The 20464-nt window shown below is 51.4% G+C and carries 19 protein-coding genes and 4 pseudogenes; 13 read left to right on the top strand and 10 right to left on the bottom strand.

The features are described 5' to 3' along the window. Positions 1-375: 375 nt before the first annotated feature. A pseudogene (locus E0E29_RS18805) lies at positions 376-1131 on the bottom strand (IS5 family transposase); the annotation flags it as partial. A gap of 158 nt (positions 1132-1289) precedes the next feature. After that, positions 1290-2381 (bottom strand): MocR-like pyridoxine biosynthesis transcription factor PdxR, encoded by a 1092-nt coding sequence (pdxR, locus tag E0E29_RS13360; RefSeq protein ID WP_130850254.1) that lies wholly within the window; start codon positions 2379-2381, stop codon positions 1290-1292. 91 nt (positions 2382-2472) lie between these two features. Between pdxR and pdxS the strand changes: the two genes are divergently transcribed. The 10 genes and pseudogenes from pdxS to E0E29_RS13320 all read left to right on the top strand — a co-directional run. After that, on the top strand, positions 2473-3348 hold the full coding sequence (pdxS, locus tag E0E29_RS13355) for a pyridoxal 5'-phosphate synthase lyase subunit PdxS (protein ID WP_130850253.1): 876 nt from the start codon (positions 2473-2475) through the stop codon (positions 3346-3348). Next, on the top strand, positions 3348-3911 hold the full coding sequence (gene pdxT / locus E0E29_RS13350; protein WP_130850252.1) for a pyridoxal 5'-phosphate synthase glutaminase subunit PdxT: 564 nt from the start codon (positions 3348-3350) through the stop codon (positions 3909-3911). The genes pdxS and pdxT overlap by 1 nt, the downstream gene beginning before the upstream one ends. A gap of 260 nt (positions 3912-4171) precedes the next feature. Continuing rightward, positions 4172-4561: an IS66 family insertion sequence element accessory protein TnpA gene (tnpA, locus tag E0E29_RS19295; protein WP_165449906.1), complete on the top strand. Its 390-nt coding sequence runs from the start codon at positions 4172-4174 to the stop codon at positions 4559-4561. Further along, positions 4519-4743, top strand: a pseudogene (locus E0E29_RS18800) (IS66 family transposase); the annotation flags it as partial. The gene tnpA and the pseudogene E0E29_RS18800, both read left to right, overlap by 43 nt. Further along, a complete protein-coding gene (gene tnpC / locus E0E29_RS13345) occupies positions 4735-5853 on the top strand; it encodes an IS66 family transposase (RefSeq protein WP_242622558.1) in 1119 nt (372 codons plus the stop codon). The pseudogene E0E29_RS18800 and the gene tnpC, both read left to right, overlap by 9 nt. 144 nt (positions 5854-5997) lie before the next feature. Further along, on the top strand, positions 5998-6351 hold the full coding sequence (locus E0E29_RS13340; RefSeq protein ID WP_130850250.1) for a helix-turn-helix domain-containing protein: 354 nt from the start codon (positions 5998-6000) through the stop codon (positions 6349-6351). After that, a complete protein-coding gene (locus tag E0E29_RS13335; RefSeq protein WP_130850249.1) occupies positions 6348-6641 on the top strand; it encodes a hypothetical protein in 294 nt (97 codons plus the stop codon). Before E0E29_RS13340 ends, E0E29_RS13335 begins: the two co-directional genes overlap by 4 nt. A 2-nt stretch (positions 6642-6643) precedes the next feature. Continuing rightward, a complete protein-coding gene (locus tag E0E29_RS13330; protein ID WP_242622503.1) occupies positions 6644-7978 on the top strand; it encodes a recombinase family protein in 1335 nt (444 codons plus the stop codon). Next, a pseudogene (locus tag E0E29_RS13325) lies at positions 7977-9527 on the top strand (VirB4-like conjugal transfer ATPase, CD1110 family); the annotation flags it as partial. The gene E0E29_RS13330 and the pseudogene E0E29_RS13325, both read left to right, overlap by 2 nt. Continuing rightward, positions 9500-10345: pseudogene (locus tag E0E29_RS13320) on the top strand (DUF4368 domain-containing protein); the annotation flags it as partial. The pseudogenes E0E29_RS13325 and E0E29_RS13320, both read left to right, overlap by 28 nt. A 96-nt stretch (positions 10346-10441) precedes the next feature. Here E0E29_RS13320 and E0E29_RS13315 read toward each other — a convergent pair. The 4 genes from E0E29_RS13315 to E0E29_RS13295 form a co-directional block, all read right to left on the bottom strand. After that, on the bottom strand, positions 10442-11245 hold the full coding sequence (locus E0E29_RS13315; protein WP_242622339.1) for an IS3 family transposase: 804 nt from the start codon (positions 11243-11245) through the stop codon (positions 10442-10444). A 50-nt stretch (positions 11246-11295) separates the two neighbouring features. Continuing rightward, on the bottom strand, positions 11296-11610 hold the full coding sequence (locus E0E29_RS13310; protein WP_130848458.1) for an imidazolonepropionase: 315 nt from the start codon (positions 11608-11610) through the stop codon (positions 11296-11298). 105 nt (positions 11611-11715) lie between these two features. Beyond that, the gene (locus E0E29_RS18795) at positions 11716-13083 is read right to left on the bottom strand and encodes a DUF4368 domain-containing protein (protein WP_242622501.1); all 1368 of its coding nucleotides are present in this window, start codon (positions 13081-13083) and stop codon (positions 11716-11718) included. Further along, the gene (locus tag E0E29_RS13295) at positions 13043-13618 is read right to left on the bottom strand and encodes a response regulator transcription factor (RefSeq protein WP_242622500.1); all 576 of its coding nucleotides are present in this window, start codon (positions 13616-13618) and stop codon (positions 13043-13045) included. Before E0E29_RS13295 ends, E0E29_RS18795 begins: the two co-directional genes overlap by 41 nt. 362 nt (positions 13619-13980) lie before the next feature. Between E0E29_RS13295 and E0E29_RS13290 the strand changes: the two genes are divergently transcribed. Continuing rightward, positions 13981-15207: an IS110 family RNA-guided transposase gene (locus E0E29_RS13290; protein ID WP_130850147.1), complete on the top strand. Its 1227-nt coding sequence runs from the start codon at positions 13981-13983 to the stop codon at positions 15205-15207. 409 nt (positions 15208-15616) lie between these two features. Continuing rightward, positions 15617-15973, top strand: coding sequence for a helix-turn-helix domain-containing protein (locus E0E29_RS13285; protein WP_130850248.1), 357 nt, complete (start codon positions 15617-15619; stop codon positions 15971-15973). A gap of 223 nt (positions 15974-16196) precedes the next feature. Here the strand turns inward: E0E29_RS13285 and E0E29_RS13275 are convergent, their stop codons facing one another. Then, on the bottom strand, positions 16197-17612 hold the full coding sequence (locus E0E29_RS13275; protein WP_130850247.1) for a relaxase/mobilization nuclease domain-containing protein: 1416 nt from the start codon (positions 17610-17612) through the stop codon (positions 16197-16199). 107 nt (positions 17613-17719) lie between these two features. On the opposite strand from E0E29_RS13275, the gene E0E29_RS13270 reads away from it, so the two are divergent. Next, positions 17720-18484: an IS5 family transposase gene (locus E0E29_RS13270; protein ID WP_130848644.1), complete on the top strand. Its 765-nt coding sequence runs from the start codon at positions 17720-17722 to the stop codon at positions 18482-18484. Between the two features lie 29 nt (positions 18485-18513). On the opposite strand, the gene E0E29_RS13265 is transcribed toward E0E29_RS13270, so the two are convergent. The 3 genes from E0E29_RS13265 to E0E29_RS19130 all read right to left on the bottom strand — a co-directional run bounded on the left by E0E29_RS13265 (position 18514) and on the right by E0E29_RS19130 (position 20324). Then, positions 18514-18942 carry a hypothetical protein gene (locus E0E29_RS13265; protein ID WP_130850246.1) on the bottom strand — a complete coding sequence of 143 codons (429 nt, stop codon included), beginning with the start codon at positions 18940-18942 and terminating at the stop codon, positions 18514-18516. Beyond that, a complete protein-coding gene (locus E0E29_RS13260; RefSeq protein ID WP_130850245.1) occupies positions 18935-19975 on the bottom strand; it encodes a PDDEXK nuclease domain-containing protein in 1041 nt (346 codons plus the stop codon). The genes E0E29_RS13265 and E0E29_RS13260 overlap by 8 nt, the downstream gene beginning before the upstream one ends. Positions 19976-20081: 106 nt before the next feature. Beyond that, positions 20082-20324: a CD1845 family protein gene (locus E0E29_RS19130; RefSeq protein WP_341273121.1), complete on the bottom strand. Its 243-nt coding sequence runs from the start codon at positions 20322-20324 to the stop codon at positions 20082-20084. Positions 20325-20464 lie beyond the last annotated feature (140 nt).

The raw sequence follows: 20464 nt of genomic DNA, 5'->3' as shown, positions 1-20464 counted from the left end.
CACTTCCAGCCTGTAGGGCTCAAAGTTTTGGGAGGCGGTGTAGAGCATGGTCTTTTCGCCGGGGAGGGTGACGGTGGTGTCAGTCTCTTTGTCGTAGATGTGCTCCTGGTGCTCTTGGTCATAGTAGGTGGCCTGGATGACCGCTTTCACGGAATGCACGCTGTTGTCAGCATGCGACTCCCCCACATAGGCGTCGAAGTGGTCCAGCAGGGTGTTGGCCGGTAGTTCCGCCACCACCTGGGGAGCCGTCAGACAGAAACTGTCTACGTTTTTGTCACCATCGGTGTCCTCCGCCAGCAGGCGGGCCGCCTTCAGCTGGCTGTGGGCCGCCGTCATCAGACCGTTTGTCGTCTCGTCGCTGACGGTCTCGCTCCACAGGATGGTCAGGTTCTCTACATACACAAAGGCTAGGAAGGAAGCATCCGACTTGTCATATCTGGTGGCGATTCTGCGAAACCACTTGATTTTCTGGAAAAAACACTCCACCAGATGGCGTTCTTTATACAGATGCCAGTCAACCGGCCAGGGATCGGAAACGTTGCTTTGCGGCGGGATCACATAGCTGGCCCCGTGCGCTGAGATATATTCCCGAATCGTCCGGGCACCATAGGCCCGGTCTGCCAGCACGGCACTCCCGCCGATTCTGACCTTTTTCAGCAGTTCAACAGCGTGAACCGAATCGTGGTCATTTCCAGCGGAGAGAAGGAACTCCACCGGGTTTCCCAGACCGTCTACGACAGCGTGGAGCTTTGTGTTCCACCCGCCTTTGGTACGGCCAACCGCCTTATCCGCCGTTTTTTCCCCGCCATTTGCGCTTTCATGCACCTTTACGCAAGTGGAGTCCATGCTCAGGTTCTCCATATCCGCGTCCGCAGACAGTGTGTGGAATACCGCTTCCAGAGTGCCCTCATTCCGCCATTTGGCGAATCTTGCGTATATAGACTGCCAAGGACCATAGGTCGCCGGCAGCTCACGCCACTGCGCACCGCTCCGGACGATCCAGAGCATTCCGTTGAGCATGATCCCGTTATCCTTCCGGGGACGACCCCGCTTTCCCGTTTCTTCCGGTGGCAGCAGCGGCTTGATTCGTTCCCATTGTTCTTTTGTTAATTCATATCGTTTCATGCTCATAGCTTCGCATAACTTGGTTTCTTGTGCAACTTTTATTTTTCAAACAAGGCCTAAGGAACGCATAAACTTAGTCAACTGTTGGCTGACGATTTCAGGATAAAAACCGCTTTGATTTCTTGTCTGAAGTCGGAGCGGTCTTCTATTATTTCACCAATGACCTATAAGCAGTCCGCTCCGCCTTTTCGCCTTCTTCTCCGGCGAACACGGTTAATGTGTCGCTCAAAGTCACCGTTCTGGAGCAGTTCTGCCAAGACGTATTGCTCAAAAACGGGAACCGTACAGGAATAAAAGCTCAGCTTCCGCTCAAAATCCGCCAATAACCGTTCTGGCAGTACCATGTAACCCACACGGATGGAGGGAGCGATTGTCCTGGTGAATGTATTCAGATAAATCACAGATCCATTTTGAGAAAGGGAAAAGAGCGTATCTTCATTCTTTCTGGATACGGTTAACTCTGCGTCGTAGTTATCCTCAACGATAAAACCACCATGCTTCTCTGCCCATCGCAAATATTCCATCCGCTTCGACGCGCTTGCCGTAATGCCACTGGGAAAGCTGTGAAACGGTGTAACGTGAAGTACTGCGGCTTTCGTTTGCTCCAGTTCCACCGATTGGATTCCATCAGATCCTAATTTCAGAAGGTCACACTGTATACCGTGAGCCTGATATACTCTGCGGATTTTTTCATAGGAGGGGTTTTCTATCCCGAACAGCCGGTCATTACCGAATAACTGCACGACAAGCCCATACAAATACTCCGCACCGGAGCCTATAATGATCTGCTCCGGTCGTACTTCAATTCCGCAGCTCCGAGCCAGATAGCGAGAAAGAGCTTGCCGCAGTTCTGGGCAACCGTGATTCGGAGATTTTATCATAATTTTTTCTTGATAATCCAAAAGCACCCTGCGCATGGTTTTGGCAAGAACGGTGTATGGAAAATCGCTCTTTGCTTCGTGTGTTCGATTCAAAGGAAGTGGTCCGATATCCCATTCACTCCGGTTAGAAATAAAATCGTCTTCCTGGTAAATGACGAAGTAACCGCTGCGTGCCCGTGCTTCCGCATAGCCCTCTTCACACAGAAGTTCATAAGCATGTTCTACAGGAATAACACTGCTCCCCATTTTCTCCGCCAAGGTGCGCTTAGAGGGAAGACGGCTGCCATATTGGTAGGCACCGATGACGATCTCCTTTTTTAACATCTCATATAGTTTTCGATAGATGTATTGTTTGCTATCAATTTTCTTATTCATCTGATTATATAAAATACCTCAATTTTGACTATTTTCTAATATCCAGATTCATTATATACTGCCCGTATCAATTTGTAAAGGAGCACTTTTTATGGAAAGAACAAGATATGACTTGAATAAGGAACTGGCTCAGATGCTGAAAGGCGGAGTCATTATGGATGTTACTACGCCGGAGCAGGCAAAAATTGCACAGGAAGCGGGAGCCTGTGCTGTTATGGCCCTGGAGCGTATTCCTGCGGACATTCGAGCTGCCGGCGGTGTATCCCGAATGAGCGACCCTCAAATGATTAAAGGTATCCAGGAGGCCGTATCCATTCCTGTTATGGCCAAATGCCGCATCGGTCATTTCGTGGAGGCGCAGATTTTAGAGGCGATTGAAATCGACTATATTGACGAGAGTGAGGTTCTGACTCCCGCAGACGATGTATATCACATCGACAAAACCAAGTTCAAGGTTCCGTTCGTATGCGGAGCCCGTGACTTAGGGGAAGCCCTTCGCCGTATTTCCGAGGGTGCGTCTATGATCCGGACAAAAGGAGAACCGGGTACCGGTGATATTGTTCAGGCGGTACGGCATATGCGAGCCATGAACGCAGAAATACGCCGGGTTCAGAACCTGCGTGAAGACGAGCTCTTTGAGGCTGCCAAACAGCTCCAGGTTCCGCTTGATTTGCTCCGCTATGTTTATGAGAATGGTCGTTTGCCGGTGGTCAACTTTGCAGCTGGAGGGGTGGCTACGCCTGCTGATGCAGCCTTGATGATGCAGCTTGGCGCTGAGGGAGTATTCGTAGGCTCCGGCATATTCAAATCTGGTGACCCTGCCAAACGTGCTGCCGCCATTGTCCAAGCTGTGACCAACTACAAGGATGCAAAACTGATAGCCCAGTTGTCTGCCGGACTGGGAGAAGCTATGGTGGGGATCAATGAAAGCGAAATCGCTGTGCTCATGGCGGAGAGGGGAAAATAATGAACATCGGGATATTGGCTCTCCAAGGGGCTTTCGCAGAACATGGGACTGTGTTGGACCATCTGGGAATCGAGCATTTTGAAATTCGGCAAAGGCAGGATATAGAGAGATCCTTTGACGCCTTGATTCTTCCCGGAGGAGAAAGCACTGTCATCAGTAAGCTGTTACGGGATTTGGAACTTTTGGAGCCTCTGGCGGAAAAAATAGAAAATGGTTTGCCTGTTTTCGGTACTTGCGCAGGCTTGATTTTATTGGCGCGTGAGGTGGAAGGCGGCGTTTCCTGCTTCGGCTGCATGGACATTTCTGTCAAACGCAACGCATATGGCCGTCAGCTGGGAAGCTTTTATACCGAAGCAGAATTTCATGGTTTAGGCAGGGTGCCAATGACCTTTATCCGCGCTCCATATATACGGTCGGTTGGTTCACAAGCCCAAGCGTTAGCCGTGGTAGACGGGCAAATTGTCGCAGCCAAACAGGGCAGTATGTTGGTTACCGCTTTTCACCCGGAGCTGACGGACAACTTGGCAATTCACGAATATTTTCTAAAAATGATCAAAAATTGATATCGCTTTAGTTGTAAGTATTAGGATACTTACCATTGCTGATATAATTATTCAAGCATTAAGAGGGGAAAGCGTTTATACCTTTCCCCTCTTAATGCTTTATAACCCGATTTTATGCGTAAATCAATTCCGTATGCAAAATCTCCTCTACTACATTTCGAATGTAACCGTCAAAGGAGCAGGCGGATAGACATGTATGAGATAATAGTGCTGGAACGTAGCGGAACGTTCCAGCACTATTTTGTACGGGGGGTCTTGCAGTGACATCTATCGAGTTGAAACACCAGGCACAGTTACAGGAATGGGCTTCAGCAATCAAGGAATGCCGGAGCAGCGGGCGATCGGTTCGGGAATGGTGCAGGCAACAGGGAATCACACCAACTACATATTATCGCTGGGAGCGAGAAGTACTGTCTGTTGCTGGCAGCATGGCACAGCAGGAAGGACAGGACAGGGTTGCCTTTGCAAAAGTGCCGATTCCAAGGCAGGAATGCCGCAACGAAGCAGAACATTCCGCTACGCTGTATGTCGGGAATGTGAGAATGGATATCTATCCGTCGTGTGGGATGGAGCAGCTGAAAATATTGGTTGCNTCGTCATGTACGCGCCGCTGTACCGTCTGGAGCAGGAGTTCCAGCGGCAGGGGCTGAAGCTGTCCCGGCAGACGATGGCCAACTGGATCCTGCAGGCCTCGGACACCTGGCTGCGGCCGGTGTATGACGCCCTGCACCGGCAGCTGTGCCGGGAAACCGTGCTGCACGGGGATGAGACCACGCTGCAGGTGCTGAAGGAACCGGGCAGGACTTCTACAAGCAAGTCCTATATGTGGGNCAAGCAGTGCGAGGCGGAAACAGGCGAAGGCAATCTCCGGAAAACACCCAAACAGCCGACGCTCTGCCCAGGCAGCTTCGCCTCACCAGAGGCGGTAGCCCATATCATGACGCAGAAATTCGTCATGTACGCGCCGCTGTACCGTCTGGAGCAGGAGTTCCAGCGGCAGGGGCTGAAGCTGTCCCGGCAGACGATGGCCAACTGGATCCTGCAGGCCTCGGACACCTGGCTGCGGCCGGTGTATGACGCCCTGCACCGGAAGCTGTGCCGGGAAACCGTGCTGCACGGGGATGAGACCACGCTGCAGGTGCTGAAGGAACCGGGCAGGACTTCTACAAGCAAGTCCTACATGTGGCTCTACCGGACCAGCGGCTGCGCCGAGTATCCCATTGTCCTGTACGAGTACCAGCCCAGCCGGAAGGCGGAGCACGCGGCGGCCTTCCTCAAGAACTTCTCCGGCTGGCTGCACGCAGACGGCTACCAGGGCTACCACAAGCTGCCCGAGAATATCCGGGTGGTGGGCTGCTGGGCTCATGCCAGGCGAAAATTTGACGAGGCGCTGCAAACGCTGCCCAAAGAGAAACGGCAGGAATCTCTGGCGGCCACCGGCGAGTGTTACTGCACCAGGCTGTTTCAGTTGGAGCAGGCTCTCGTGGAACTGACGCCGGAAGAGCGCTATACCAAGCGGCTGGAACTGGAGAAACCGGTTCTGGACGCTCTGTTGGCATGGGCAAATGAGACCAGCGCCAAGACGGCGCCCAAGTCCGCCTTGGGCAAGGCACTGCACTATCTGCGGGAGCAGTGGCCCTATCTGGTACGCTATCTGGAGGACGGCAGGCTGGAACTCTCCAACAACCGTGCCGAGCGCAGCATTAAGCCCTTTGTCATAGGCCGGAAGAACTGGCTCTTTTCCAACACCCCGGCCGGCGCCCAGTCCAGCGCTGTGATCTACAGCCTGATTGAGACCGCAAAGGAGAACGACCTGGATCCCTACCGCTACCTGGTTTGGCTCCTTAACCATGCACCTGGCCTGAGCCGGACGGATGAAGTCTGGGCGGAATCTTTCCTCCCGGTGAACGCACCCCAGGAATGCAGAAGTCCTAAATCATAATAGAACTGCAGGCCGCCATCTCAATGCACAGGCACTGAGATGGCGGCCTTTTTATGCGCAGGGAGATTTGACGGTTACGTTTTCGGGTTGCAATTTTCGACAAACTGGGTTATAATAAAATCAACCCGAATAGGAGGTTGTAATGTGAAAGAAGTGGGTAAACGGCTGAAAGCCCTACGGGAGAGTATCGGCATTTCACAGGTGAAAATGGCGGAGGCCATCGGTTCCACACAGTCCAGCATCAACCGCTACGAAAACGGTCAGTCCACTCCGCCCGTGGAGTTGTTCCGCCGCTACGCCGACTATTTTGATGTGTCGCTGGATTATATCTTTGCCCGGACGGACAAGCCTCAAGGGGTGACATACGAGTTTAAGCCCAAGGTCGCCCCGGAGCGTGAGGAAATGCGCCGCTTCATAGAAATGTGCTTTGACCCGCAGTCACCCATGAATGAGAAGCTGAAAGAAACCCTGTTCCGCATGATGGAGGGCGAGGCATGAAAGAAAAAAGCAACATGCTTGTATTACCCTGTGACTGCAAATGTTGTATGCTCGTCATTGAAAAGACTGTTTGGGAAGATGGCGACATCAATTATAACATTTCGGTTCAAGATTCCAGATACGATCACAATTACAATACTCTTTGGGGCAGGATTAAGAGCGCCGCCAAGGTTTTATTTGGAAAGCCAATCTATTATAACGACCTCTATCTTGAAGGAGAAGAATCTTTCCTTAAACTTATTAAAGATATGGAGAGTTTGGCAGGGTTTGAATACTTTGAGGGGGAATAACAATGAAAGCTGTTATCTATGCCCGCTATTCCTCCGATAATCAGCGGGAAGAAAGTATCGAGGGCCAAATCCGGGAGTGTACTGCCTTTGCCAAGAAGAACGGTATCACCATTCTGCGCCACTACATAGATCGGGCCTTTTCCGCCAAGACCGACAACCGCCCAGAATTTCAGAACATGATTAAGGACAGCGGCAAGCACCTGTTCGATATGATTATCGTCTGGAAACTGGACAGGTTTGCCCGCAACCGCTACGACAGCGCCCGCTACAAGGCCACCCTGAAAAAGAACGGGGTCAAGGTGGTGTCCGCCACCGAGGTCATTTCCGACGGGGCCGAGGGTATCATTTTGGAAAGCGTGTTGGAGGGCTACGCCGAATACTACTCCGCCGACCTGTCCGAGAAGGTTGTCCGGGGCATGACGGAGAACGCCCTAAAATCCAAGTACAACGGCGGTACCCTGCCCATCGGCTATCAGATCGACAGCGACCAGTGCTTCCAGCTTGACCCACTCACCGCCCCCTTTGTTCGTGAGGCGTTCCAGCGTTACGACGAGGGGGCCACCATGACGGCTATCCGGGATTGGCTCAACGAGCAGGGCGTGAAGAACACACGGGGCCAGAAAATGACCTATAACAGCGTCCAGCACCTTCTGAACAACCGACGCTATATCGGGGAGTACACCTACCGGGACATTGTGGTGCCAGACGGTATTCCCGCCATCGTCCCCCAAGACCTCTTTGACCGGGTGCAGGAGAAGCTGGCGAAGAATAAGAAAGCCCCGGCCCGCCACAAGGCCGAGGACGATTACCTGCTGACGACCAAGCTGTTCTGCGGGGCCTATCTCTGCGGCGAGAGCGGCACCAGCCACACAGGGAATGTTCACCATTACTACAAGTGTGTGTCCGTGAAAAAGAAGCGGACGGAGTGCCACAAGAAGTCTGTCAAGAAGGAATGGATTGAGGATTTAGTGGTAAACGAAACCATGAAAGTGGTGATGGAGGCCATTATGTCCATGCTGATGGACTTGCAGGACAGGGAGAATGTCAACCTGCCCTTGTATGAACAGCAGTTAAAGGAAGCGGACACGGCCATTCAAAACCTGCTGAACGCTATCCAGCAGGGGATTTTAACCAAGTCAACGAAAGGCCGTCTGGAAGAACTGGAAGCCACGAAAGAGGAACTGGAAACCAAAATTGCCTGTGAGAAGCTGGCAAAGCCCAAGGTCAGCGCCGAGTTTATGACCTTTTGGCTCCACCGCTTCCGCAAGTTAGATGTGCGCCAGAAGTCCCACAGGAAGATGTTGATTGATACTTTCGTCAACGCCATTTTCCTGTAAAACCGCGATTTTCGAGGGCTGGTGCGATTTCCTCAACTACTTCGACAGCTCGATTCAGTTTGAGCTGTCTTTTTTGAACCTTGCAGCATCGGAGGAAACCTTTGCCCGCGCCATCAACATCCCTCTCCAGGGGGACGATTTTGACAGCATCCGTATCGAGTACATGACCATGCTGCAAAACCAGCTGGCAAAGGGCAACAACGGCCTGATTAAAACCAAGTATCTCACCTTTGGTATTGACGCAGACAGCATCAAGGCGGCCAAGCCCCGTTTGGAGCGCATTGAGACCGATATTCTCAACAACTTCAAGCGGCTGGGCGTGGCGGCGGAAACGCTGGACGGCAAAGCGCGGCTTGCCCAGCTGCATGGTATCTTCCACATGGACGAGCAGCTGCCGTTCCGGTTTGAGTGGGACTGGCTCCCCACCAGCGGCCTGTCCACCAAGGACTTTATCGCCCCCAGCTCCTTTGAGTTCCGCACCGGTAAGCAGTTCCGCATGGGTAAGAAGTACGGAGCCGTCAGCTTCGTACAAATTTTGGCTCCAGAGCTGAATGACCGGATGCTGGCCGATTTTCTGGATATGGAATCCAACCTGATTGTCAGCCTGCACATCCAGTCGGTGGATCAGATCAAGGCCATCAAGACGGTCAAGCGAAAAATCACCGATCTGGACCGCAGCAAAATCGAGGAACAGAAAAAGGCTGTCCGTGCCGGATATGACATGGACATCATCCCTTCCGACCTTGCCACTTATGGTGTCGAGGCCAAAAAGCTCTTGCAGGATTTGCAGAGCCGCAACGAGCGAATGTTCCTTGTGACCTTCCTGGTACTGAACACCGCAGATAATCCCCGCCAGCTGGACAACAATGTGTTCCAGGCCAGCTCCATCGCACAGAAGTACAACTGCCAGCTGACAAGGCTGGACTTCCAGCAGGAAGAAGGGCTGATGAGCTGCCTGCCTTTGGGTCTGAATCAGATCGAGATTCAGCGGGGGCTGACCACCAGTTCCACGGCGATCTTTGTGCCGTTCACCACACAGGAATTATTCCAGAACGGTAAGGAGGCGCTGTACTACGGCATCAACGCCCTGTCCAACAACCTTATCATGGTGGACCGCAAGCTGCTGAAAAACCCCAATGGCCTGATTCTCGGTACGCCGGGTTCCGGTAAATCTTTCAGCGCCAAGCGCGAGATCGCCAACTGTTTCCTGCTGACTTCCGACGAGGTGGAAATCCTGGACCCGGAAGCGGAATATGCCCCACTGGTGGAGCGTCTGCATGGGCAGGTTATCAAAATTTCGCCCACCTCCACCAACTATCTTAACCCAATGGACTTGAACCTGGACTACTCGGACGATGAAAGCCCGCTGTCCCTCAAATCGGACTTTATCTTGTCGCTGTGTGAGCTGATCGTGGGCGGCAAGGAGGGATTGCAGCCGGTGCAGAAAACCATCATCGACCGTTGTGTGCGGCTGGTCTATCAGGACTATCTCAACGACCCGCGCCCGGAGAATATGCCCATTCTGGAGGATTTGTATACAAGGACAAGACCATGATACAGAAGCCGGAAACGGAATGGATTTGCCACGAAGATGCCCACGAAGCAATCGTTGACCGGGAAGTGTGGGAAGCTGTTCAGGAAAAGAACCGGGCAGTCAAACAACAGGTGGCAAACCATGCCGCCCCGCTGCCCGCCCTGTTCACCGGCAAGCTGGTCTGTGCCGATTGCGGGCATCCTTTGGTAGCCACCCGCGAGACCCGGCGCAGAAAAAACGGGACAGCCAAGCGATATGTTTCCTATATCTGCTCCCACTTTTCCACCACCGGACACAGCGCCTGTTCTTGGCATCGGATTTATGAAATCTCGCTGAAAACGCTGGTGCTGAATGAAATCAGGGCGCACAACCAGGCGGTGGCGCAGGATGAAAACGCGGTGCTGGACAAGCTGAAACAGCAGATACTTTCCGAAAGCGCGGCGAAGCAGGAGGATTCCAAGCTGGAAATCAGCCGACTGCGGCGGCGTATCGGAGAGCTGGAACACATGACCGCCAAGCTCTATGAGGATAAAGTCAGCGGTGCCATCAATGGCGATACCTTTGCTGTCCTGATTCAGAAAAGTGAACAGGAACGCATCCAAAAGGCAGAGCGTCTGGAGGTTCTTCTGGCAGAGGAACGAAAAGCCCAGCAGGAGGTTGAAAATATCCGGCAGTGGGCAGGCATCGTCCGCCGCTATCTGGATGTGCAGGAGCTTGACCGGGAAATCGTTGAGGAACTGATTGACCACATCGAGATCGGGGAACGCTCCATCATAGACGGTCAGCGTCACCAGGACATTAAAATCTTTTACCGCTTCGTTGGTGTGGTATAATGGGAAAAAGAAAAGACCCGGCTGCATCTGAACTGTGAACTGCCCCAGATTGTGCGGACAGTACAAAAAAGAGCCCTTAGTAGGAAAGATTAAGTTTTAAGCGGAGAGGCGTCGCGCCAGCGGCGCCTCTCCAGTTTTTAACTGGATGCGCTCATGGTTATAGAAGTAAATATAGCGGTCAATCATCTCATTGGCTTCGGAAAAGGTCGCCGGTTTGTGGCGGTAAATACATTCTGTTTTGAGGATAGAGAAGAAATTTTCCGCCATGGCGTTGTCGTACGGGTTTCCTTTCCTTGACATGGATGGTGTGATTCCGTATGCTTGAGTCAGATTGAAGTATGCTGCAGAGGTGTACTGAAATCCTTGGTCGCTGTGGAGCTGCAACTCCGCAGCGACCCTCTTTTTCTCCTGTTTCATTGCCAGATGAACGGTATCCAGAACCAAATTCACTGTCTGCTGGGTTCCAGTCTTGTAGGCGATGATGCTGTTGTCATAGAGGTCCCGGATTATGGAAAGGTACAGCACACCCTGCCTGGTGTGGATGTAGGAGATGTCTGTTACCCATTTGCTGTTAGGTTTGTCCGCATGGAACTCCCTGTTCAGCAGATTCCTGTATTTGTGTGCCTGCCGCCCCATCTGCTGCCATTTCCTGCGGCGGCGGATCTCCGAGAGCAGATCATATTTCTTCATGATTCGCAGCACAGTTTTGGGATTGCAGAAGATATTCCGGCTTTTCAGCCACAGCCACATCCGCCGGTAGCCGTAGGTGCGGAAGCTGCGTTCCCGCTGCTGTGCGATGAGCCCCGCAAGAGCCGCATCCTTTTCTGGCTTGCCTAGGCGATGGACAAAAGCATAGTAGCCGCTTCTGGACACTCCAAAGAATTTGCACATGACTGCCACTGGATACTCTGTCCTGTGACGATAGATGATATGATACTTTACCTTTGCTCTCACTTCCTTTCTGTGAAGCGCAGAAAATCCCGCAGTAGTTTATTTTCCATGCGAAGCCGTTGGATCTCACAGGCCTGCTCTGCCACAACGTCTCCTGGCGCAGCATCTTTTCTCGGCCGTCCTTTCGGTCGTGGGCGGATTCCGGCTTCCAGTTTTCGTTCTTTACGGCGCTCACGCTCAAGTAGTCTTTTTACCACCTGCTTATTCCGGAAGCCATAGTATTCTGCGACTTCCCGCTGTGTTTTCCCCTCTGCCAACATGGCCTTGATCTCTGGTAAAAGCATTTGAACGTGTGTGTAATTTCGTTTCTTCATGACAAAACCCCCTGATGTAGTCTATTTTCCTACATCAGGGGGGCTTTTGTCACTGTCCGTTTTTACTGGATCTGTTCAATGCAGCCGGGTCTTTTCTTTTTTCTATTATACCACACCAACAAAGCGGTAAAAGATTTTAATGTCCTGGTGACGCTGACCGTCTATGATGGAGCGTTCCCCGATCTCGATGTGGTCAATCAGTTCCTCAACGATTTCCCGGTCAAGCTCCTGCACATCCAGATAGCGGCGGACGATACCGGCCCACTGCCGGATATTTTCAACCTCCTGCTGGGCTTTCCGTTCCTCTGCCAGAAGAACCTCCAAACGCTCCGCCTTTTGGATGCGTTCCTGTTCGCTTTTCTGAATCAGGACAGCAAATGTGTCGTTATTGATTATGCCGCTGACCTTATCTTCATATAGTTTAGCGGTCATGTGTTCCAGCTCTCCGATACGCCGCCGCAGTCGGCTGATTTCCAGCTTAGAATCCTCCTGCTTCGCCGCGCTTTCGGAAAGTATCTGCTGTTTCATCTTGTCCAGCACCGCGTTTTCATCCTGCGCCACCGCCTGGCTGTGCGCCCTGATTTCATTCAGCACCAGCGTTTTCAGCGAGATTTCATAAATCCGATGCCAAAAACAGGCGCTGTGTCCGGTGGTGGAAAAGTGGGAGCAGATATAGGAAACATATCGCTTGGATGTTCCGTTTTTTCTGCGCTGGGTCTCACGGGTAGCTGCCAGGGGATGCCCGCAGTCGGCACAGACCAGCTTGCCGGTGAACAGGGCGGGCAGCGGGGCGGCATGGTTTGCAACCTGTTGTTTGACTGCCCGGTTCTTTTCCTGAACAGCTTCCCACACTTCCCGGTCAACGATTGCTTCGTGGGCATCTTCGTGGCAAATCCATTCCGTTTCCGGCTTCTGGATCATGGTTTTGTCCTTGTAGAACAGCACAAGCCCTTCCTGCAAAATTGCTTCCCCGAAAATAAACTGCGTTCCCATAATCAACAGAATCGTAAGGACGATAGGGAAAAACAGAGGGATTAGGAACACGGTGGACAGTTCCTTACGGATGAGGGATGCCTGCCTGCTACCCGATACGCCCAGCCGGTCAATCACCGCATAATTTTTCCGGTTCCGGTCAATAGCGGAAAGCTGCTCAAAGGCCAGCACCGAACAGGAAAGAATGATAAAAATAATGCTCAGATATAGGCCACAGAAAGAAAGCGTTGTGAATCCGGTGAGCGAGTTGGCAACCCCCCACGCTTTTACTGTTACCCCCATCGTCACCCGTTCCGGCAATTCCTGTCCGGGCTGGATGTCCGGTTGCCACTCGCCGCTGTTCAGGAATTGCTTCAGCTCGCTTTTCAGTTCCGGGTATCCGCTATCCTCAAGTTTCATCACCAGACGGATTTTCTCCCCGGACAGCCGGGAAGCCACTTCATCCGGCAGAACCAGAACATATCCCTTTGTTCCAGCCATCTGATGCTGCTCCATTGGCTCTGTTAATCCGGGGATTTTTCACGAATAGGAACAAGGTGCGGTATTCCTTTGGGGTGAAGTCCAGCGGTTCCCCGGCAAGGGATGCCCTTTGCTCAGAAAAGTCGATTTTCAGAAAGCCATCGTCAAACAGATCGTGCCGTGGGGTACGCAGTTCCAGATTGGAAAAGACCGCCGCCACCTTCCTGCACAGAACCGTCACCGAAAAGGGCTTTGTCACATAGTCTGCACCGCCCGCTTCATAGCCTTTTAGCATATCACTTTCTTTGTCGTTGGCTGTAATGAAAATGATATAGGTGTGCTGGCCGCGCCCTCGGATTTCTTCGCAAAGGTCAAGCCCACTACCATCCGGCAGATTGATGTCCAGTAGCGCAACATCAAACTCGGTTTCTTTCAAATGGGAAACAGCATCCTTGTGGTTATAGGCTGCTGTGATTTCATATCCATCAGATGCCAGGTTATATTCCAGAGTCCGGTTCAGGAGGGTATCGTCCTCCACAATCAGTATCTTTCCCATGTACTCACTTCCTCGTATAATAAGATTTGCAGACAGTTTAAAGTGTATCTGCTTAGTTCACTTTTAACGATCAGCAGGCTTTGGGATACCCGTGATACAATGGCTGTAGGACAGCAGGGTCAAGTTCTATCACTTCCAGTTGAACCGCAAGGCTGCTTCAAGGAAAGTCCGTTCCCCTGAACCGGAAGTTAGCTGCAAACTCATTGGCTGTTTGCCGGAGCAAGACCGCCCTTTCAGCAGTGAGGGCTATCGCATTGGTCTTCTCTGGAATGATTCTGATACGCGAGGTTGCGGATGCTCCGGTTATCATGGGTATCTCAAAGCCTGCTGGCCTGAAATTTCCATGCGGGGAGGTGAAAATGATGAACCCACTTTTTGTAGGCATTGATGTGGGCAGCAGGAACAATGTGGCCTACCTGATGAAGCCGGACGGCAGCAAGCACTCCAGCTTTTCCGTGCAGAATAATCTCGGCGGTGCTAAACTGTTATCAGAGAGGATCGTGTCGGCACTCGGTTCCATGCAGCTCAGCGATGTGATAATCGGCCTGGAGGCCACCTCCATCTACGGAGACAGCCTTGTCTACGCTCTCCGAGAAGATGGCAGCCTTGGCCGCTTTCAGAGAAAGATCCATGTCCTCAATCCCAAGCAGGTACGGAAATTCAAGGATGCTTATCCCGACCTGCCGAAGAACGATTGGGTGGACGCCTTTGTGATTGCCGACCATCTCCGTTTTGGCAGGATCGCCAAGGAGGTCTATATGGACGACTATCGCTACCAGGCGCTTAGAACGCTTACCAGAGCCAGATTTGACGTGATTCAAAACCTAACCCGTGAGAAACAGCGGTTTGCCAACTACTTATTCCTCAAATGCTCCGGCATGGCCCAGGACAAGGATATTCAGAATACCAGCGCCACTACGATCGCCCTTATGGAACGGTTTGAAACTGTGGATGACCTGGCGAATGCTGATTTGGAGGAACTGACTGCCTTCGTCACTGAAACGGGCCGCGGCAGGTTTGCAGATCCAGCGGCCACAGCGAAAGCGGTACAGGCGGCAGCCAGAGGCTCCTACCGTCTCCCTAAGACAGTGAACGATACTGTAAACCAGGCGATGTCCGTTTCGATTGCTTCCATGCGTGCCTTGAAAGAACAAATTAAGGTTTTAGAAAAGGCCATTGAACAGCAGTTTGAGATTATCCCCAATACCCTGACCTCTATTCCCGGCATTGGGAAGGTCTACTCCGCCGGTATCATCGCTGAGATTGGCGATATCCACCGTTTCAACTCTCAAGCCTCTGTCGCCAAGTTTGCCGGTCTTGTCTGGCACAAGAACCAGTCCGGTGAATTTGAAGCCGAACACTCCCAAATGATTAAATCCGGCAACCGCTATCTTCGGTACTACCTGCTGGAAGCCGCCAACTCCGTGAGAAGATGCGACTCCGAGTTCCGGCGCTACTATGACCTCAAATACCATGAGGTCAACAAGTACCAGCATAAACGCGCACTCGCTTTAACTGCCAGAAAACTGGTCCGGTTGGTCTTTCGGCTGCTGAAGGACAACCGCCTGTATATCCCGCCGGAGAGCTGAGTACACCACTCGCAGCTCTGGCGCTCCCGCCCTGTTTCAAAAAATCTTAGGGGGCAGGGCTTAGGTTGGTGTTGCCTTTTTTCTGCTTACGCAACTGTTTTCCTGCATTTATTCTCGATTTTTCCTGCCATCACCCTCTTGACTTCATACCATTAGACTCTCTTTTTTGTCTGTGTCACTTATCTTAAAACTGAAATGTTGCAGAAATGTCCTAAGAATCAAAAAAGTTTTTCATTTTGTTCTCACATAAGATACTTACCACTTTATCATACCTTATCCTTCTGCCCGCAACAAGTATGTGAAACTGACTTTCTATCAAAAACAGGCATAATCAAGCCTGTTCGCAGGAACAATAAGGTTATTCCTTGTCATAAATCGGCAGGATAAAATATTATTGAGATGAACGATTATGCCGATTGACGAATTAAAAGAACTGGGGTTGAAAGTAAAAGCAGCCCGTAAAGGCAAGGGATTGACGCAACAGGGGCTTGCCGACATCTGCCATGTTTCCACAAAGCAGATTGCAAACATTGAGAGAGGTAAAATGAACCCGTCATATCTCATTTTGAAGGCAATCGCGAAAGTTCTTCCGCTTTCCTTGGACTCTCTGCTGGTGCCGGATATAACGGAAGAAGATGAGAAAGCAGCTGAGATGAAAATGCTCTATCTGAACTGCCCACCTGAAATGCGGGAAACTCTGTTGCATCACACACGCGGAGTGGCGGAAGAACTGAGTGATTTTTCTAAGAAACTTGAAAAAGAATAGGCCAGTGAGTGAAACTTGGAAGTTTCTCTCGCTGGCTGTTTTTGTATCCCCAAGAAAGCGGCAAGCAATGCCGGTGTTAATACACTCGGCCCGCAGAGGGAAAAATCCTGCCGTGATTTTCCCCTCCGCTTTGCTTGTTGAGGGCAGCGCCCCCAAACCCCTTTGAACACAGAAATTCATTCTGTGGCTGCGCGTTCTGCGAACGCTTTGGACCATGACCGGCTCACCGCTGGCCGTGGTCTTTTTCCTGTTCCTTTTTCTGTTCCTCGTCCATTTTCAGCAGCCGGTCCACATTCGCTTTGGCCGTCAAAAGCTCCCGCATTTCTTCACGGGAACGCCGGTACTCGGCGTAGGTTTTCTTCTTTTCCTCCAGCAGTTTGGCATACTCAGCTTGCAAGTCCTTAACCTTGGGCAACTTCTTCACACCCATCTCGTCAAAGGCATTTTTGGCTGCCTGATGGAGCAGGATTTCCTGCTCATGTTCCTCCCGGAATTTTCGGGAATAACCGGCCTTGCGGTAGGCTACATAGGTCTCACGGGTCTTGGCATAGTTGATGATATGAGTTCGCAGGACGGCGATCTCCGCCATGCGTTTCTCCGCCGCCTTGATCTGTGCCGACAGTTCGTTGTGGTGGGCGGTGGCTGCCGCCGCTTTTTCTGCCAGCTCCGCATAGTCCAGCAGCTGATGTTCGGTAAGAAAATTTACAGTCTGCGCCATCTGTTTCAGGTTAAAAACCTTGGCCCAGCGCGCATACCCAGCGCCTTTCCCAGCCTGTAATTTTGCCTGAATATCCACCAGCAGATTGACCTTGGGTGGCTCCGGCTGCACGGTGGATTTTTTGCGGGGCGTGTGCTGTTTTTCTCCGGCCAACACCGCACGAATTTCCGCTTCACTGTACCCGGCCCCCAGCTTGTTATCCATGCGGGCTACATTCTTCCAGCCGGGCGCTTTAAGCCGGATGACTTTCCCGCGCCGGGATACTTCACAGCCCATTTCCGAAAGCAGCTTCAGCAGCGCATCAAAGTCTGCCGGTTTCTGTTCCAGCGCACGGTCAATCATCACCCGCAGCTGCTCCCGATGGGATGGCTTGGCCTGTTCGCCCAGCCACTTGTTGTAGCTTTTTCCGTGGGGTTTCGGGTCCTCCACAATGGACAATCCGTTCTCGATACAGATGGTATCGCTCAAGCGTCGGACGGCTCTGGTGCTGCCCCAAAAGTTGCGGAATTTTCGGTCACAATCCGTATTGACCGCCGACCAGATGATGTGATTATGAACGTGCGATTTGTCTATGTGAGTGCAGACCACAAAGGCGTGATTGCCCTTGGTGAACCGCTTGGCAAATTCCACGCCCAGGCGGTTGGCTTCCTCCGGTGTAATCTCACCGGGTTTGAACGATTGGCGCACATGGTAAGCGATCACATCATCCATTCCGCGCACCCGCCCGGTGGCGGCGATATACTGCCGCTTCGCCAGCAGAAACTCGGCATCGGCGGTTCGGCTGTCACAGCCATAGCCGGTAATCAATTTCCCGTTGTCAGTCTTTTGCGGATTTGCCACATAATCAATGATGTCGCTGATTGCCTGACTTTCGGTGCGGCCCTTGCCGATATGCAGAGGCATGATGCGTGTGGTTGCCATAGGGGAAGCCTCCTTTCCAAAAGAAAAGGACAGCTGTGTGAGCTGTCCTTTGGTTAGGCCTTGTTTGAAAAATAAAAGTTGCACAAGAAACCAAGTTATGCGAAGCTATGAGCATGAAACGATATGAATTAACAAAAGAACAATGGGAACGAATCAAGCCGCTGCTGCCACCGGAAGAAACGGGAAAGCGGGGTCGTCCCCGGAAGGATAACGGGATCATGCTCAACGGAATGCTCTGGATCGTCCGGAGCGGTGCGCAGTGGCGTGAGCTGCCGGCGACCTATGGTCCTTGGCAGTCTATATACGCAAGATTCGCCAAATGGCGGAATGAGGGCACTCTGGAAGCGGTATTCCACACACTGTCTGCGGACGCGGATATGGAGAACCTGAGCATGGACTCCACTTGCGTAAAGGTGCATGAAAGCGCAAATGGCGGGGAAAAAACGGCGGATAAGGCGGTTGGCCGTACCAAAGGCGGGTGGAACACAAAGCTCCACGCTGTCGTAGACGGTCTGGGAAACCCGGTGGAGTTCCTTCTCTCCGCTGGAAATGACCACGATTCGGTTCACGCTGTTGAACTGCTGAAAAAGGTCAGAATCGGCGGGAGTGCCGTGCTGGCAGACCGGGCCTATGGTGCCCGGACGATTCGGGAATATATCTCAGCGCACGGGGCCAGCTATGTGATCCCGCCGCAAAGCAACGTTTCCGATCCCTGGCCGGTTGACTGGCATCTGTATAAAGAACGCCATCTGGTGGAGTGTTTTTTCCAGAAAATCAAGTGGTTTCGCAGAATCGCCACCAGATATGACAAGTCGGATGCTTCCTTCCTAGCCTTTGTGTATCTTGCCTCCATCGCTATTTTGTTGCTTTAGCACAATCTCCGCCTTTTTTCAAACAAGCCCTAATCTAAATTTTCAACAGGCTGCTGTGCTTTTAAGAGTGCAATCCGTTTGGTATCCACAAAATGAGTTGCATACCATTTCTCAATTTCCAGATTTCCGCTTTTGCTGAACCGCAGCGGAATCACTGGCTTGTGTCTCTGCCCATTTTTCTTTTTTACACCCCACTGCTTGTAGTAACAGAAGGAGGGTTTTAAGCCAGTTTTCTGTGCGTACACCCGCATCTGGTGCATGATGAATGAGAGTTTGCGCAGATTGACAGTACATACCCGTTCCAGATAATCAATCCGCCCAAACCGCCAGTCCTCATATTTCTGTTTTGGCAGGACACCGACCTCCATCAGTACATCTACCGGAGTCGCATAACCACGGCGCTGGCATTGATGATAGACCGCTGAATGTACTTTTCCAATCAGTTCTTTTTCAGTCATGGCAGTTATCTTTCTTTTCGTGCCAGTTTTTCAAGACAGCCTCTACCTGAGCAATCAGCTGTTCTTTGTCCGGCATATAGAGAACATACCGGGATGCGAAGATATTGTTGGACAGACCGCCCAAGGCATATTCCGCCGCGATGCTGTCTTTTTCCGTACAGAGGATAATACCGATAGGCGGGTTATCGTCAGGGTCGTTGACTTCTGCCGCATAGTAGTTTAAGTACATATTGAGCTGACCGGCAGCCTCTGGTGTCAGTTTTTTCGTTTTCAGTTCAATCAGTACATAAGCACGGAGAATTTTGTTGTAAAATACCATGTCCACATAGTAGTGGGTATTGTTCAGGGTCACGCGCTGCTGGGTTCCAACAAACATGAAGCCTCGCCCAAGTTCCAAAAGAAACTTTTCAATCTGTACGACAAGAGCTTTTTCCAAATCGCTTTCCAATATGGGTTTGTTCTCCGGCACACCCAAAAACTCGAACACATAGGGATCACGGATGATGTCAGCTGGCTGATTGATTTCAATTCCTTTCTGCGCCAGAGAGAGGACCTTTTCTTTATTCACATCTCCGCTGGAAAGTAGCAGCCGTTCATACAGCGAGCTGTCAATCTGCCGTTTCAGCTCCCGAACTGACCAGCCCGAATTGATAGATTCTTTCTCGTAAAAGCTGCGTTTGTTCTCATCCGTAATACTCAAAAGTTCACAGTAATGGGACCAGGACAATTTGCCAGACACTGTCTGGCATTTTTCATAAGCAAGATAAAATGCCCGCATATTTTGCAAATTAGAACGAGAAAAACCTTTTCCAAATTCCCGTGTCAGCTCTTTGGAAAGTTCCCTTAAGGTTTGTTTTCCATAATCTGCGCGAATCTGATTTTGCTGTTCATACTCCACGATAATCCGGCCAATGTTCCAGTAGGTTGTCAAAAGCTGTGTATTGACCTGCTGTGCCACATTTTTTCTGGCGTTCTCCAGCAGTTCCCGGATTTCCAGAATGATGGAGCTGTTTGGAGTTAATTGATTTTCCATACACGCCCTCCTTCTCTAAAAACTGTCCGCACATGGCGGCAGAGCATATTCCTTTATTAGTATATCCTATTTTTAGGGGAAAGTAAAATAGCACCGGCGGCATACTTTACCCATAAATTTTATCTTGAATCGCAAATTTCAAATCCTGCACTTTGCCCAGCAGCCAGATGGCGGCCATTGGCAGGCCATAGGGAGAAATCAGGAACGCCAGAATAAGGACAATCACCCCGTTATGTCTGGGACCGACAATGAGTTGGAACACACCCCACAAGGCGCAGAATGTGCTGATATCCTTTACAGCGACAAACGGGTTCTGGATCACCGTATCCGCCTTGGAGAAGTAGGCCACAAGCTGATTTTTATAGTAGATGTCCGCAATATAATCCGAAGATTGGGACCGCTTTACATCAAAGCCCTTTCGGGCGAGCTGTTCAAAGAACAGCCGGTAAAAATCTGTTTTACTCCGCAACCGGCAATCCTCCTTTTTTA

This window comes from Intestinimonas timonensis, assembly GCF_900626145.1.
Lineage (GTDB): Bacteria > Bacillota > Clostridia > Oscillospirales > Oscillospiraceae > Intestinimonas > Intestinimonas aquisgranensis.
The sequence above is the reverse complement of the archived record's forward strand: the minus strand, read 5'-3'. Positions and strand labels throughout refer to the sequence as shown.

Bases quoted from the DNA above. Each gene is read 5' to 3' on its own strand.
- pdxR (WP_130850254.1), bottom strand. From the start codon at position 2,381: ATGAATAAGAAAATTGATAGCAAACAATACATCTATCGAAAACTATAT.
- pdxS (WP_130850253.1), top strand. From the start codon at position 2,473: ATGGAAAGAACAAGATATGACTTGAATAAGGAACTGGCTCAGATGCTG.
- pdxT (WP_130850252.1), top strand. From the start codon at position 3,348: ATGAACATCGGGATATTGGCTCTCCAAGGGGCTTTCGCAGAACATGGG.
- E0E29_RS13335 (WP_130850249.1), top strand. From the start codon at position 6,348: ATGAAAGAAAAAAGCAACATGCTTGTATTACCCTGTGACTGCAAATGT.
- E0E29_RS13330 (WP_242622503.1), top strand. From the start codon at position 6,644: ATGAAAGCTGTTATCTATGCCCGCTATTCCTCCGATAATCAGCGGGAA.
- E0E29_RS13310 (WP_130848458.1), bottom strand. From the start codon at position 11,610: ATGAAGAAACGAAATTACACACACGTTCAAATGCTTTTACCAGAGATC.
- E0E29_RS18795 (WP_242622501.1), bottom strand. From the start codon at position 13,083: ATGGCTGGAACAAAGGGATATGTTCTGGTTCTGCCGGATGAAGTGGCT.
- E0E29_RS13295 (WP_242622500.1), bottom strand. From the start codon at position 13,618: ATGGGAAAGATACTGATTGTGGAGGACGATACCCTCCTGAACCGGACT.
- E0E29_RS13290 (WP_130850147.1), top strand. From the start codon at position 13,981: ATGAACCCACTTTTTGTAGGCATTGATGTGGGCAGCAGGAACAATGTG.
- E0E29_RS13285 (WP_130850248.1), top strand. From the start codon at position 15,617: ATGCCGATTGACGAATTAAAAGAACTGGGGTTGAAAGTAAAAGCAGCC.
- E0E29_RS13275 (WP_130850247.1), bottom strand. From the start codon at position 17,612: ATGGCAACCACACGCATCATGCCTCTGCATATCGGCAAGGGCCGCACC.
- E0E29_RS13270 (WP_130848644.1), top strand. From the start codon at position 17,720: ATGAGCATGAAACGATATGAATTAACAAAAGAACAATGGGAACGAATC.
- E0E29_RS13265 (WP_130850246.1), bottom strand. From the start codon at position 18,942: ATGACTGAAAAAGAACTGATTGGAAAAGTACATTCAGCGGTCTATCAT.
- E0E29_RS13260 (WP_130850245.1), bottom strand. From the start codon at position 19,975: ATGGAAAATCAATTAACTCCAAACAGCTCCATCATTCTGGAAATCCGG.